This window comes from Saccharopolyspora hattusasensis, assembly GCF_050972075.1.
Taxonomy (GTDB): Bacteria; Actinomycetota; Actinomycetes; order Mycobacteriales; family Pseudonocardiaceae; genus Saccharopolyspora; species Saccharopolyspora hattusasensis.
The window spans coordinates 1,199,847-1,215,326 of the sequence record NZ_JBPCDC010000001.1 but is presented as its reverse complement, the minus strand read 5'-3'; the positions used below and the strand labels follow the sequence as shown (position 1 = coordinate 1,215,326).

At 63.7% G+C, this 15,480-nt stretch carries 1 protein-coding gene (cut by a window edge); it reads left to right on the top strand.

Annotated elements, in window-relative coordinates:
* Positions 1 to 15,480 carry the 3' portion of a WXG100-like domain-containing protein gene (locus ACRXBZ_RS05425; protein ID WP_433878079.1) on the top strand. The gene continues 29,973 nt to the left of window position 1, outside the view, so only the last 15,480 of its 45,453 coding nucleotides appear in the window; the start codon falls outside the window, past its left edge; the stop codon is at positions 15,478 to 15,480.

The window sequence follows — 15,480 nt, the reverse complement described above, 5'->3', positions numbered from 1 at the left end:
TCGGGCAGCGGGCATGTCCTGTTCGCGGCACCGTTTTACGCCGGGGGCGTGTCGCACCCCGAGGGAGCGAAGACCTACGAGGAAGGCCGCCACGAATTCGGCCAGGGCGGTGACTGGGTCATTCCGCTGATCTCCCGCGGCGGACACGAATCCGAAACCGAACACCGAACGGGCTCCGGGTCGGACCGCGAATCGAAACCCAGCGTGAGTGCGGACTCTGCGTTGAAGGACATCACCAGCACCTGGCTGCACGGCGCGGAGTTCCTCCTGCTCGCCACCCCCGCGCAGCACAGCATCGGAAAGCGGCGAGCCGGCGTCAGCGCCAAGTTCGGGGCCGGTTACCTGATCCGCCGCAGCGACCGCGGCGGCGAGCTACCGGCCGGGTTGGTGGCCGCGACGAAGGAATTCGCCGATCGGGACCAGGAATGGGCCTCCGCGAGCGACCAGAAACGCGCCGCGGATTTCCACCTGTCCCAGGCCACGCAAGCCGAACAACGCGCCGATGACAAGCAGCGGCTGGCTGCCGCGTATCGCAGGCTGACAGCGCAGCAGGCTTCGGACGAGGCGGACACGCGCACACGGGACGCCGAAGACAAGTGGTGGCAGGCCAAGCGCCACTACGAGACCCAACTCGCCCACGCCCGTACCGACCCCGCGCTGGCGGGTGCTCCAAGCGACGCGAGCCTGATCATCAGCGAGGGCCCCGGGGCGCAGTTGCAGAACCGCCTCGCCTTGTTCCGGGTGGCGCAAAAGGCCGTCGATGCAACAAGGGACGGACGCCGGCCCCGCGCTCGCTATGTCGTGCGCGGCAATCTCGACAGACGACCCGATGGCGTGTCACAGGCCGGGCACGATTTCTCCCGCGTCACACGTGACCTGCACAGCAAGCTTGCCCTTGCGCAGAGTGACCTCCCCAGCGGCGCCCGTTTCAACGCCAACGACGTCGGACTGACCGCACCGCCGCAGTTCCTGCACGCCGAAGGACCGACGCGGGTGGAGATCTGGATCGAGCCGGGCCCGGTCCTGCGCGATCCCGCGGAATCCGGGGTCAGCCCGAACGGCCAGGGGTGGACTCGGGAGGACCTGCGGCGCGAGGCACAACGGTCGCGGCCGGTCTTCGGCAAGCTCAGTGCGCTCGAACAGGAGTCGTTACGGTGGCGGGCGGAGACGGTCCTTGCCAGGGACCACGATTTCAACGCTCTGGACGGCCAGCGTGCGGATGACCTCCTGGCGTTGCACCACGACATGGCGGCGGTCCTGGCGCGTCCGCTGTCACAGGATGACCAGCGGCTGGCCGACGAGCTGTCGCGGAACTTGGCACACGAATTCCAAACCGCTCGGCGGAGGTCGACGCGACCGAGCCCGAGACCGGATACGGCTACGGTTCGGACGCCGGACAATGGTCCCGCAAGATCTGCCCGGCCGGGGCCGTCGCACGCGCCGGGCGAACGGGGGCTGGCACCGATCCAGGAGGAACCGGAGCCGGACAGCATCCGACGCCGCCCTTCCGGGACCGATGAAAGCCGGGCAAGCCAGATCGCCCCCACCGCGACGGACTCCCCTACCGACGGCGATCCGGGACGCACCGCGTCGACTCCGGTCTCCGAGCAAGCGCTCAACGACCCGGAGGTGGAACCGGAGGCGCCGGTGGTATTGCCGGCAGCGGGTTCCGAGCTACGGCGCGAGGGCTGGGGGGCTGGGCTGCCCACCGAGGTGACAGGTCCCAAGCGTCAGCGTCCCGGCGGGCAGCAGGTGGCTGGCACGCGCGCGAAGAGGCCGCGGAACGAGCCTGGCGAGAGTTCTTCTGCTGGGGGTGCCTCCGGGAGCTTAGGTGGCGGGGGATATGGGTCCGCGCCGACCGATCTGACAGTAGACCCAGCTGAGCTGACTGCGGTGGAGTTGGTGGGGGCGGAGCAAGCGACTTCGGAGCCGCAGGAGGAGCCGACGCCGCCAAAACAGACAAAGAAAGGAAGGAAAGAAGCCGACGCGAAGTATGAACGGAATAATAAGGAGAGGCGTGCGAAGTGGCGCCGGGAAAATAAGGGAAAGAAGGCGAAATACAACAAGGTTTGGAACCGAGACAATAAGGATAAAAGAAGGCAAGATAATGCGGATTATCGGCAAAGGAACAGGGAGAGGATTAAAGCTAAGCGTCGGCAGCCTGATGTGATGATTGCGAAGTTGTCGGCGTTGTCCGATCTGGATTCGAATCAGCAGATCGCGCTTGATTTGTGGTGGAAAGTGCGGGAGGGCCACAAGAAGGAATCGTCGCTGCAGGACAAGGTATATCGCAGGAAGAATGCGCTGGGGGCTGAGAAGGTGGCGGAACTGAATCGTCTTAAGGGCGAGTTGAAGGAAGTGAGGAGAAGGCTGAGGGAAAATAGGGCGACGTTGGAGTCGATGCAGTATGAGGGGAAGCCTGGTCCTGGGGAGATTGCGGGTCTGGAGGCTGTTGGGCAGCAAGGGGTGGAGGTGCGGAGTGAGGTGGGGGAGGTTAAGGACTTTGAGACCGAAGAGTGGAATGAGGCTTATGGCGAGTCTTTCGCGAGCGAGTTGGCCGAGTTCAAGAAGGCCGGAGAGGGCGCGAGCGATGTGGGGGCGGGAGTTCGGGAGGGGGACGGTGATTTCACTGCGTTCATTAATGAACATAACGACGGGGAGGGTGGATTGTTTGGCAGGGAGTGGGACGGGCAGGATGTTGGTGAGCTGGTTGTGGATGAGGGGTTGCCGCGGGGTGCGAAGAGCGAGGTCGTGTCGGAGGCTGTGTATCGGTTCCTGAAGGGGGTGAACCCGAACTTTTCTGGTGATGAGCATTCTCGGAGGGATTGCCTAGAGGCGAATGTGGCGTTCTATAACTCTCTGAAGTTCAACCTGCAGTATGAGGTGGCGCCTGCTGTTGGTGATCGGGATCCGGCTCGGATGGAGCGGGCGTTCAATCGGCGGGCCCGGCGGATGGATGGTGTGGCTTGGGTTAAGCAGTATGTGGCGAGCGGTCCGCTGGGTGTTGCTGTGCCGATAATTTACGCGCGACAGGACGATAGCGCGCATGTGATCTCTGGGGTGAATTTAGGAGAGCGGGTCGTTCTGCTGGATCCGCAGAAGAGGAAGGAAGCCGACGCCGCCGATGTCGAGGCTGCGACCGGGATGTGGGTGATTCCGGTGCTGGATGTGGTGCGGACTCAGGAGGTGGAGTTGCCGGCAGACGGTTCCCGGTCGCGGCGCGAGGACGGGGGATCCGGGCTACCCACCGAGGTGACAGGTCCCAAGCGTCAGCATCCCGGCGGGCAGCAGGTGGCTAGCACGCGCGCGAAGACGCCGCGGAGTGAGCCTGGCGAGAGTTCTTCTGCTGGGGTTGCTTCCGGGAGCCTAGGTGGCGGGGGATATGGGTCCGCGCCGACCGATCTGACAGTAGACCCAGCTGAGCTGACTGCGGTGGAGTTGGTGGGGGCGGAGCAAGCGACTTTGGAGCCGACGCCGCCAAAACAGACAAAGAAAGGAAGGAAAGAAGCCGACGCGAAGTATGCACGGAACAATAGAGAGAAGCGTGCGGAGTGGAATCGGAATAATAAGGAAAAGAAGGCGAAAGCCAAAAAGGATTGGGACCGAACCAATAGGGATAAAAAAAAGAAACATGATGAGGTTTATCGGCAAAGGAACAAGGAGAGGATTAAAGCTAAGCGTCGGCGGCCTGATGTGATGATTGCGAAGTTGTCGGCATTGTCCGATCCGGATTCGAATCAGCAGATCGCGCTTGCTTTGTGGCGGAAAGTGTGGGAGGGCCACAAGGAGGAATCGTCGCTGCAGAACCACGTATATCGCAGGAAGAATGCGCTGGGGGCTGAGAAGGTGGCGGAACTGAATCGTCTTAAGGACGACTTGAAGGAAGTGAGGAAAAGGCTGAGGGAGAATAAGGCGACGTTGGAGTCGATGCAGTATGAGGGGAAGCCTGGTCCTGGGGAGATTCCGGGTCTGGAGGCTGTTGGGCAGCGGGGGGTGGAGGTGCGGAGTGAGGTGGGGGAGGTTGATGAGATCGCAGAGTGGAATGAGGCCTATGGCGAGTCTTTCGCGAGCGAGTTGGCCGAGTTCAAGAAAGCCGGGGAGGGCGCGAGCGATGTGGGGGCGGGAGTTCGGGAGGGGGACGATGATTTCGCTTCGTTCATTAATGAACATAACGACGGGGAGGGTGGGTTGTTTGGCAGGGAGTGGGACGGGCAGGATGTTGGTGAGCCGGTTGTGGATGAGTTGCCGCCGGGTGCGAAGGGCGAGGTCGTGTCGGAGGCTGTGTATCGGTTCCTGAAGGGGGTGAACCCGAACTTTTCTGGTGATGAGCATTCTCGGAAGGATTGCTTAGAGGCGAATGTGGCGTTCTATAACTCTCTGAAGTTCAACCGGCAGTATGAGGTGGCGCCTGCTCTTGGTGATCGGGATCCGGCTCGGATGGAGCGGGCGTTCGATAGGCGGTCCCGGCGGATGGATGGTGTGGCTTTGGTTAAGCAGTATGTGGCGAGCGGTCCGCTGGGTGTTGCTGTGCCGGTAATTTACGCGCGACAGGACGGTAGTGCGCATGTGATCTCTGCGGTGAATGTAGGAGAGCGGGTCGTTCTGCTGGATCCGCAGAAGAGGAAGGAAGCCGACGACGCCGATGTCGAGGCTGCGACCGGGATGTGGGTGATTCCGGTGCTGGATGTGGTGCGGACTCAGGAGGTGGAGTTGCCGGCAGACGGTTCCGGGTCGCGGCGCGAGGACGGGGGATCCGGGCTACCCACCGAGGTGACAGGTCCCAAGCGTAAGCCTGGCGTCGGGTCTGAAGCCGACCGGAGCGCAAAGAGGAGGCGGGAAGGGGAGCCTGAGGAGAATGCCGGGGCGTCCAAGCGGCGGAAGGTGCAAGAACCCCCTGCTGGGAGTGGTTCCGGGAATCAAGGCGGCGAGGGCGATGGGTCCGCGCCGACCCATCAGGCAGCACAGGATGCGCAAATTGCGAAGAGGAAGGAGCGAAAGCAGGCAAGTAACGCGAAGCAGGCCCAGGCGTACAAGGACAACATGGCCCAGGTTGCGAAGTTGGAGGCGGAGAGGGAGAGGAAGAGGGCGAGGGGGGAAGAGTTGGATTCGGAGGAAGAGAAGGAGTTGGCGGAGCGCAAGCTGAAGGTGGAGAGGCGGCAGCAGCAATGGAGGAACGAGAGCGCGAAGCAGGTCCAGGCGCACAAGGAACGCAAGGCCCGGGTTGCGAAGTTGGAGGCGGAGAGGGAGAGGAAGAGGGCGAGGGGGGAAGAGTTGGATTCGGAGGAAGAGAAGGAGTTGGCGGAGCGCAAGCTGAAGGTGGAGAGGCGGCAGCAGCAATGGAGGAACGAGAGCGCGAAGCAGGTCCAGGCGCACAAGGAACGCAAGGCCCGGGTTGCGAAGTTGGAGGCGGAGAGGGAGAGGAAGAGGGCGAGGGGGGAAGAGTTGGATTCGGAGGAAGAGAAGGAGTTGGCGAAGGGTGAGCTGGAATTGGCGAAGTGGCAGCGGTCAAGGAGCGAAGCTAGCGCGAGGTCCTACAAGAAGGCAAGGGGCGAAGCTGCCCGGGTTGCGGACCTGGAGAATCGGGAGAAGTTGGGGGAGCTGACTCCGGAGGAGCAGGACGAGCTCGATTTGCGGCGGGAAATAAAAGCGTACACGAAGAAGAAAAATGATCTGCAGAAACAAGCCCGGGAAAGGAATAGGGCTATTGAGGAGATCAAGGATTTGGAGGCGTTGCCGCAGAGTGCCGAGATTAACGACATGCTGAAAAGGTTGCGGGAGCAGGTGCTTGGGTTGCCTGATGTTGCGGAGCCGTTGAAGGAGACGAAGAGAAGGCTGGCGGAAAAGAAGGAGAAGCTCGATGGTTTGGGGCCGATTGCGGGTGTGGGGGCAAGTGGGCAGAAGGGCCAGCAGAATGCAATGGTGCTGAGCGGGGTATCGGAGTCGGCTGGGGCTGGGCGGGAAGCGTGGTCGGATGGCGGCGTTGATCGGGAGGGGCGGGCTGCGGCATCCTCGTCCGTTTCGGACGAGAATGGGCAGACGGGGCGGGGGGAGTCCGAGGCGGGATGGGGATCGGGTCGGCACACCAGCGGTGGGACTTCACAGTCGGGTGCTGCGGTGCCGGTGGATGACACGGTGGGTGGTTCTGGGGATCAGAGGGGGCCGCAGGAGCAGGCTGCGCCGACTGAGATTGATACCGATGCGCTGGTTGCGGCTTTGGACGCTGCGGTGAAGCAGCTTGAGGCGCAGGAGGCGGTGCGGGAGCGGGTCGTGCCGGCTGGGATTGCGAGGTTGACTGAGCTGGTGGGTCGGATGAAGCGGCATTTGGGGACGATGCCGCCGGAGTTCGATCCGTACGGTGTGCGTCGGTACGTCGAAGGTGTGAAGCAGTTCGTACAGCGGGGAGCCTGGACTCAGGAGGACTTGCGGACAGTTGAGTCGCGCTTGGGTGACTTGCAGAGGGTGGAGAGGAGGTTGCGCAATGATCGCCGGGCGAAGGTGCGTGAGGTGTATGCGGAGGCGAGGCGGGCGATTGCGCACGGGCGTGTTCCCATCAGGTATTTCCCGGACGGTGTGCCGGGTGGGGTGAGCTCCCGCAAGGATGTGCGTCTGGGATTCGAGGTCGAGTTCAAGCTCCCGGAGGATGATTTCGATGCGCGGGTCGACAGTTTGGGGGCGGAGCTCGAACGAGAGGGGCTGGTGGATTGGCGGACCGCCCACGGCTCGAAGCTGGTTTTTAAGAAGGAAGCCAAGGTGATCGCGGCCGGGGGTAAGTGGGTGTTGCTCAAGGAGTCGAAGCCTTTTGAGGTGGAGGCGACATCGCCGATCCTGCGTAGGGACACTGTGTGGCCCAGTATGGAGAAGTTGCTGAGCGCGGTACAGCGGCAGGGCGGTGATGGCTCGGAGTCAGGGGGGCACATCAATGTCAGTTTCGACTGGTCGTTGACCCCCCGGCAGATCGTGCGTGCGTTGCAGCTCGTGAAGGTCTCCGAGGCGTTGCTTTTCCGGTTGGGCAACGTGGCAGGCGGTGATGGGTCGAAGCAGCGTGAGGGCGGGTATGCAGGGCCGGTTCCGCTGCCACCGGATCCGTACACAGTAGACGAATATGGTCGGAATGCCGACTCGTACTATCCCGTTCACGACCCGGACGACAAGTACCGGGCGGTGCGTGTTGAGGCCTTTGGGGACAATGAAGATCGGTTCGAGTTCCGGTTTTGGGCCGGGGACGCGGGTGAGCGGACCGAGAATCCCGCGTTGTGGCAGGTGCGGGCCGAGTTGAGCGCGGCGATCATGCTGGCCGCCACAGATCCGACGATCTACCCGGATCTGGATCGGCGGATGGCTGATCTTGATCTGCTGGGTTATGACGACCAGACCAGGGACGAGGGGGCCTGGCTGGAGAAGTTGGTGGAGTTCCTGGAGTTGTTGCCGCTGAGCGAGGACGCGCAGGCGCAGGTGGTGCAGCTTTTCGCCTGGACACGGCCGTGGAAGTTGACTGGTGACGATGCGAGCTACGCGGCGCTGGTCGTGGGCCTGCCCGAACAGTCGGTGCTGTTCCCGGGCCCGGGTGCTAAGAAGGGGCAGGTCGTCGCCGAGGCGTACTCATACCAGTTGTACAAGTACGCGAGCCTCGTCGTGGCCCGGTTGGCGCCGGACGGTAACGGGATTCTCCTCGGGAATGACGTTATCGATTTCGAAAGTTCCGCCCGATTACTCAAAAAGCGCATGGTCGGACGGGGAAACGATCTGTGGACCTTGCTGGCGATTCCTGGCGCCCCCGCTCCGCTGCTGGCAGCGGTGCTCGAGGCAGTTGAAGGACCGGTATTGGCGACGGTGCAGGACTTGTACAAGACGAAAGACGGACGTCTGCTCACCGGTGTTAACGAAACGGATGAAACCGGGCACGTGCGATTCCGTCCCTCTGGTGGGTGGATGGAACTCATCCCAGCACACCTCACCGACAGCTACGACACCGATGAAGAACCGCGCACCCGGCTTACCGGTAAGGCTGATCTGGGCGAGGCGTTGACGGATTCCAGGACCAGACTTACGCCCGACGAACCTGCGGAGGTGTATCGGTACTGGCCCGTACGGGGGGTGCCTTTGCCTGTGGGGTTGCCGGTGAACTCGGTGCCGGTGGCGGTGCCGGCGGGGGTGGTTTCCGGGGGTGGGCTGGTCGGGTTCGTGGAGGGTGTGGCGGGTTCTACGGGTGGGCCTGTGGTGTTGGTGTCGCAAGGTGATCCGGGTGTGGGTGTGGTGGTGTCGCCGGGGCAGGGCTCGGAGCTGGCGCGGGGTCTGGGGCGTGGTGTGGTCGCGTTGACGCCGGGGCCGGTCGGGGGCACGCCACAGTGGACGGTGTTCGCGGTGGATGGTTCGGCCGGGCCGGTGGCCGGGTCCGGTGCTGCGGTGCCGGACGGGGGGCGTGGGGGCCTGGCCAGTCTGGCGGAGGCCTCGGTTCGTGTTCCGGCAGCGCCGGGCACAGCGCTGGGCGCAGTGCCGGTGGGGCAGTGGTCGGATGCGGATGTGCTGGAGGAGATCAAGCGGGCGAGGAAGCTGGGCTTGTCCAGTGAGAAAAAAGACCCGGTGCGGTTGATTGTGCAGCGCATGCATGACCCGCGGATGCTGGCTGGCTGGAGCGCTGCCGTGTCGCCGGCCGATCCCGTGTCGGTGGACGATGTGGTGACCTTGGTCGCGGCCAGGAGTGGCGCGCTCCGCGGTGATTGGCGCCAGGTGGAGGCGTTTTCCCGGGAGTTGGCGGAGCGGCTGGGCACGGTCCTGGCGGAGGGCAGTAGCGGGCTGAGCATCCGGGCCGGGGCCGGGACTGCGGGTCAGGCGGGGCGTTCGGGGGAGACCGCGGCGGGGTCGGGTCGGCACACCAGCGGTGGGCCTTCACAGTCGGGTGCTGCGGCGGCGGTGGATGACCCCGCGAGCGGTGCCGCGGAGCAGAGGGAGCCGAAGGGCACGAAGAGGACGCGGCGGGCGGCCGGCGTGAGTTCCCGGGCGTCCAAGAGGCGGAACGCGGAAACAACCGTTGCTGCTGCGATCGATTCCGGGAATCAAGGCGGCGAGGGCGCGGAGCTCGAGGCGAAGGTGAGACGGAGGGAAGCTGCCGCGACGTCCAGAAAGAAGGCAAGGGACGAAGCTGCCAGGTTTGCGTTGTTGACAGGGAAGCGCGATAGGAAGGAAAAGTTGGATTCGGAGGAAGAGAAGGAGTTGGAGAAGCTCGAGCCGATTGTGAAGAAGCGGCAACAGCAACGGAGGGAAGCTGACGCGAGATATGAACAGAAGAGAAGTAAAAACCGCGCCCGGGTTGCGGATTTGAAGGGGAAGCAGAAGGGGGGGGAAGAGTTGGATTCGGAGGAAGAGAAGGAGTTGGCGGAGCGCGAGCCGAAGGTGAAGAAGCGGCAACAGCAAGGGAGGGAATATGTAGCGAGGCAGGACCAGGCGTACCAAGCCGACCTCGCCCGGGTTGCGGAGTTGACAGGGAAGCGGGAGAGGGGGGAAAAGTTGGATTCGAAGGAAGAGAAGGAGTTGGCGGAGCGCGAGGCGAAGGTGAAGAAGCGGAGGGAAGCTGACGCGAGGAAGGCCCAGGCGCACAAGGCCGACCTCGCCCGGGTTGCGGAGTTGACCGGGAAGAGGGAGAGGGAGGGAAAGTTGGATTCGAAGGAAAAGGAGGAGTTGGCGGAGCGCGAGGCGAAGGTGAAGAAGCGGCAACAGCAATGGAGGGAAGCTACAGCGAGGTATTCCCAGGCGTACCATGCCGACCTCGCCCGGGTTGCGGAGTTGACCGGGAAGCGGGAGAGGGGGGAAGAGTTGGATTCGGAGGAAGAGAAGGAGTTGGCGGAGCGCGAGGCGAAGGTGAAGCAACGGAGGGAAGCTGACGCGAGAAAGGCCCAGGCGCACAAGGCCGACCTCGCCCGGGTTGCGGATTTGAAGGGGAAGCGGGAGAGGGGGGAAAAGTTGAATTCGGAGGAAGAGAAGGAGTTGGCGGAGCGCGAGGCGAAGGTGAAGCAACGGAGGGAAGCTGACGCGAGAAAGGCCCAGGCGCACAAGGCCGACCTCGCCCGGGTTGCGGATTTGAAGGGGAAGCGGGAGAGGGGGGAAAAGTTGAATTCGGAGGAAGAGAAGGAGTTGGCGGAGCGCGAGGCGAAGGTGAAGAAGCAGCAACAGCAATGGAGGGAAGCTACAGCGAGGAAGGCCCAGGCGTACCATGCCGACCTCGCCCGGGTTGCGGATTTGAAGGGGAAGCGGGAGAGGGGGGAAGAGTTGGGTTCGGAGGAAGAGAAGGAGTTGGCGGAGCGCGAGGCGAAGGTGAAGAAGCAGCAACAGCAATGGAGGGAAGCTACAGCGAGGTATTCCCAGGCGTACCATGCCGACCTCGCCCGGGTTGCGGAGTTGGAGAAGTGGGAGCAGCTGACTGACGCACAGGCGAAGGAGCTGGCGGCGCTGAGGTCGAAGGTGGCGGGGCGGGGGCGGAAGAAGAAGCTCCGGGAGGTGACGGAGACCGGGGTGGGTAGTGGGGCCCCGGTGGTCGGGCAGGGTGTGGGGCCTGAGGGAGTATCGGGGTGGTCTGTGGCTGATCAGCACGGCCGGGACGCGTGGTGGGCTGACCTCGATCCGGATACGTGGCTTGATCGGGCGGTGGCGGATGTGGATGGGGTGTGGGTGCCCCAAGGCGCCGCGGATGCTGGGGTGATGCTGGGTGAGGATGCTTTTGACGAGTTCGTCGCGACCGAGTTGCTTGCGTACCTGGAACAGGATGACGAGGATGATTTCGCTGCGTTTCTTGATGAGTACGGGGAGGATTCCGTCGGATTTTTCGGGGTTGAGAGCGATCTCAGTGAGTGGCTTGCGCGGGCGAATGCGGATTTGGGTGTGTCGGGGGATGCGGGTCCGGCGGAGCAGAGTGGGGCTGATCGGGAAGCGTCGCCGGATGGCGGCGTTGAGTCGTTTCCGGAGGCCGTCCTGGAGGAGGACTCGGCTGGTGTTCCGGCAGCGCCGGGCGCAGTGCCGGTGGGGCAGTGGTCGGATGCGGATGTGCGGGAGGAGATCAAGGGGGCGAGGCAGCTGGGCTTGTCCAGTGAGGAAAAAGACGCGGTGCGGCTGACTGTGCAGCGCACGCATGACCCGCGGAAGCTGGCTGGCCGGGGCGATGTGTCGGTGGACGATGTGATGGCCTTGGTCGCGGCCAGGCGTCGCGCGCTCCGCGGTGATCGGGGCCAGGTGGAGGCGTTTTCCCGGGAGTTGGCGGAGCGGTTGGGCACGGTCCTGGCGGAGGGCAGTAGCGGGCTGAGCATCCGGGCCGGGGCCGGGCCGGTGGGGCAGGCGGGGCGTTTGGGGGAGTCCGCGGCGGGATCGGGTCGGCACACCAGCGGTGGGCCGTCACAGTCGGATGCTGCGGCGGCGGTGGATGACCCCGCGAGCGGTGCCGCGGAGCAGAGGGAGCCGAAGGGCAAGAAGAGGACGCGGGGGGCGGCCGGCGTGATTTCCCGGGTGTCCAAGCGGCGGAAGGCGGCAACGACCGTTGCTGCTGGGTCTGTTTCCGGGAATCAAGGCGGCGAGGGCGATGGGTCCGCGCCGCCCCATGAGGCAGCACAGGACGCGCGGATTGCGGAGAGGAAGCGGAAACAGCAGGAACGTAACGCGAAGAAGGCCAAGGCGCACAAGGAGGCCATGGCCCGGGTTGCGGATTTGAAGGCGGAGAGGGAGAGGGAGAGGGAGAGAGGGGAAGAGTTGGATCCGGTGAAAGAGAAGGAGTTGGCGGAGCTCGAGGCGAAGGTGGAGAAGCGGCAGCAGCAACGGAGGGAAGCTAGCGCGAGGTGGAAGCAGAAGATAAGTAACAACCACGCCCGGGTTGCGGATTTGAGGGCGAAGAGGGAGAGGAAGAGGAAGAGGGGGGAAGAGTTGGATTCGGAGGAAGAGAAGGAGTTGGCGGAGCTCGATCCGAAGGTGGAGAAGCGGCAGCAGCAATGGAGGAAAGCTAACGCGAGGCGGGACCAGAAGAGCACTAACAAGCGCACCCGGGTTGCGGATTTGAAGAGGGGGGAAGAGTTGGATTCGAAGGAAGAGAAGGAGTTGGCGGAGCTCGAGCTGAAGGTGAAGGAGCAGAGGCAGGAATGGAGGAAAAGGAAAGCGAAGCAGGCCCAGCCGTACAAAGACCGCAGGGCCCGGGTTGTGGACCTGGAGAATTGGGAGGAGTTGAGGCTGCTGACTCCGGAGCAGCAGACTGAGCTCGATTTATTGCGAGAAATAGGAAAATATACGAAGAAGAAAAATGATCTGCAAAGACAAGTCCGGGAAATGAATAGGGCTACTGAGGAGATCAAGAAGTTAGGGGCGTTGCTGCACCAGAGTGACGAGATTAAGGATAGGCTGGAAATGTTGCGGGAGCAGGTGCGTGGGTTGCCTGATGTTGCGGAGTCGTTGAAGGAGGCGAAGGGAAGGCTGGCGGAAAAGAACGAGAAGCTCAATGGTTTGGGGTGGATTGCGGGTGTGGGGGCAAGTGGGCAGCAGGGCGAGGATCCAATGGTGCTGAGCGGGGTATCGGAGTCCGCTGGGGCTGGGCGGGAAGGGTCGCCGGTCGGGAGCGATCTCGGTGAGTGGCTTGCGTGGGCGAATGCGGATTTGGGTGTGTCGGTGGATGCGGATCCGGCGGAGCGGAGTGGGGCTGATCGGGACGCGTGGCCGGATGGCGGCGTTGTTGGCGATGCGTTGTTTGATGAGATGTTGGATGTCGAGCGGAGGCGCGAACAGGGAGGGGCGTCGCCGGAGAGGGGAGAGGATGCGGGTGTTGGGGCGGTTGCCGAGGTGGGGTATTTCGCGGAGTTCCTTCGTGAGTATTCGGTCTGGGATGGTTCCGTTGGGTTCTTTGGGGTTGAGCCTGACGGTCTGTCTTTTGGTGAGTCGTTTCCGGAGGCCGTCCTGGCGGAGGACTCGGCTGGTGTTCCGGCAGCGCCGGGCGCAGTGCCGGTGGGGCAGTGGTCGGATGCGGATGTGCTGGAGGAGATCAAGCAGGCGGGGCAGCTGGGCTTGTCCAGTGAGGAAAAAGACGCGGTGCGGCTGATTGTGCAGCGCACGCATGACCCGCGGGAGCTCCGGGGCGCCGTGTCGGTGGATGATGTGGTGACCTTGGTTGCGGCCAGGCGTCGCGCGCTCCGCGGTGATTGGGGCCAGGTGGAGGCGTTCTCCCGGGAGTTGGCGGAGCGGCTGGGCACGGTCCTGGCGGAGGGCAGTAGCGGGTTGAGCATCCGGGCCGGGGCCGGGCCTGTGGGTCAGGCGGGGCGTTTGGGGGAGTCCGCGGCGGGATCGGGTCGGCACACCAGCGGTGGGCCTTCACAGTCGGATGCTGCGGTGCCGGTGGATGACCCACACGGTGATCTGCCCGCGCTGAGCCTCCAGAACCTCGCGGGCGGTGCCGGGGATCAGAGGGGGCCGGAGGAGCAGGCTGCGCCGACCGAGGTTGAGATTCGCGATCGGATCGCGGCTGTGCAGGAGGCGTTGGAGTTGCTTGAGGCGCAGAAGGCGGAGTTGGAGGTGGTGCAGGGGCGGGATGAGGAGCGGCAGGCGTTGTGGGAGTCGGAGCGAGCTTTTCATGCCGAGTTGGCGGCGTTGAGGGCCGAGTTGGCCAAGTTCCTGCCGGATGGGATTGCGAGGTTGACTGAGCTGGTGGGTCGGATGAAGCGGCATTTGGGGACGCTGCCGCCGGAGTTCGATCCGGAGGGTGTGCGTCGGTACGTCGAAGGTGTGAAGCAGTTCGTACAGTGGGGATCCTGGACTCAGGAGGACTTGCGGACGGTTGACTCGCGCTTGGGTGACTTGCAAAGGGTGGAGAGGAGGTTGCGCAATGATCGCCGGGAGAAGGTGGGTGAGGTGTATAAGGAGGCGAGGGAGGCGATTGACGAGGGGCGTGTTCCGGTCAGGTATTTCGAGGACGGTGTGCCGGGTGGGGTGAGCTCCCGGCGGGACGTGCGTCTGGGATTCGAGGTCGAGTTCAAGCTCCCGGGGGATGATTTCGATGCGCGGGTCGACCGTTTGGGGGCGGAGCTCGAACGAGAGGGGCTGGTGGATTGGCGGACCGCCCACGGCTCGAAGCTGGTTCGTAAGGTCGATGCCGAGAAGATTCTGCTTGACGGTAGGTGGGCGTTGCTCAAGGAGTCGAAGCCTTTCGAGGTGGAGGCGGTATCGCCGATCCTGCGTAATGACACTGAGCGGCCCGTGAGCGAGCAGGTGTGGCCCGGTATGGAGAAGTTGCTGAGCGCGGTACGGCGGCAGGGCGGTGATGGCTCAGAGTCAGGGGGGCATATCAATGTCAGTTTTGACTGGGAGTTGACCCCTGTGCAGTACGTGCGTGTGGCGCAGATCGCGAAGGTCTTCGAGGCGTTGCTTTTCCGGCTGGGCAACATTGCAGGCGGCGACGGGTCGAAGCAACGCAACGTCAGGTACGCTGGGCCGATTCCGCTTCCGTCGGATCCGTACGCGGTGGACGACGACACCGGTGACTACAGGAACGAATCCCTTCCCAACCCGACCGACAAGTATCGTGCGGTGCGTTTTGACGTCTTGGGATATGAGGACGATCGGCTCGAGTTCCGGGGTTGGGCCGGGGACGCGGGTGAGCGGACCGAGAATCCCGCGTTGTGGCAGGTGCGTGCCGAGGTGAGCGCGGCGATCGAGCTGGCCGGCACCGATCCGGCGATCTACCGGGAGCTGGATCGGCTGATGCGCGATCCGGATCTGCTGGGTTATGACGACCAGACCAGGGACGAGGGGGCCTGGCTGGAGAAGCTGTTGGAGTTCCTGGAGTTGTTGCCGCTGAGCGAGGCGGCGCAGGCGCAGGTGGTGCAGCTTTTCGCCTGGACACGCCCGTGGAAGCTCAGCGATGTCGAAGCCGACTATCCGGCGCTGGTCGTGAGCCTGCCCGAACAGTCGGTGCTGTTCCCGGCCCCGGGTGCGTCGAAGGCGCAGGTCCTCGCCAAGGCGTACTCGTACCAGTTGTACAAGGACACGAGCCTCGTCGTGGCCCGGATGACGTCAGACCGTTCCGGGATTCGCCTCCGGAATGGGCAGAAGATCGATTTTGAGGATTTCGCCCGTTTGCTCAAGGCGTACCACGTCGGACGCGGGTGGTTCGACGACGAAGAAATGTGGACGGTGCTGGCGATTCGCGGCGTCTCCATTGACCTGCTGGTAGAGGTGCTGTCGGTCGTTAACGGACCGGTATTGGCGACTATGGCGGACGTGTACAAGACCCCGGACGGGCGCCTGCTTACCGGCTTTTATGAACAGGAAAGCGATGGTCGCGTTCGATTCCGTCCCGACAGAAGAGAGGGGTGGGTCGAGTTCACCAACAACGAAGATGCGCCCAGCCAGGCTACTGGTAAGTATGATCTGGGGGAGGCGTTGATGGTTTCCAGGACCAGGCGTCGGCCTGACGAGCCTGCGGAGGTTTATCGGTACTGGCCCGCACGTGGATCGGGGTCGTGA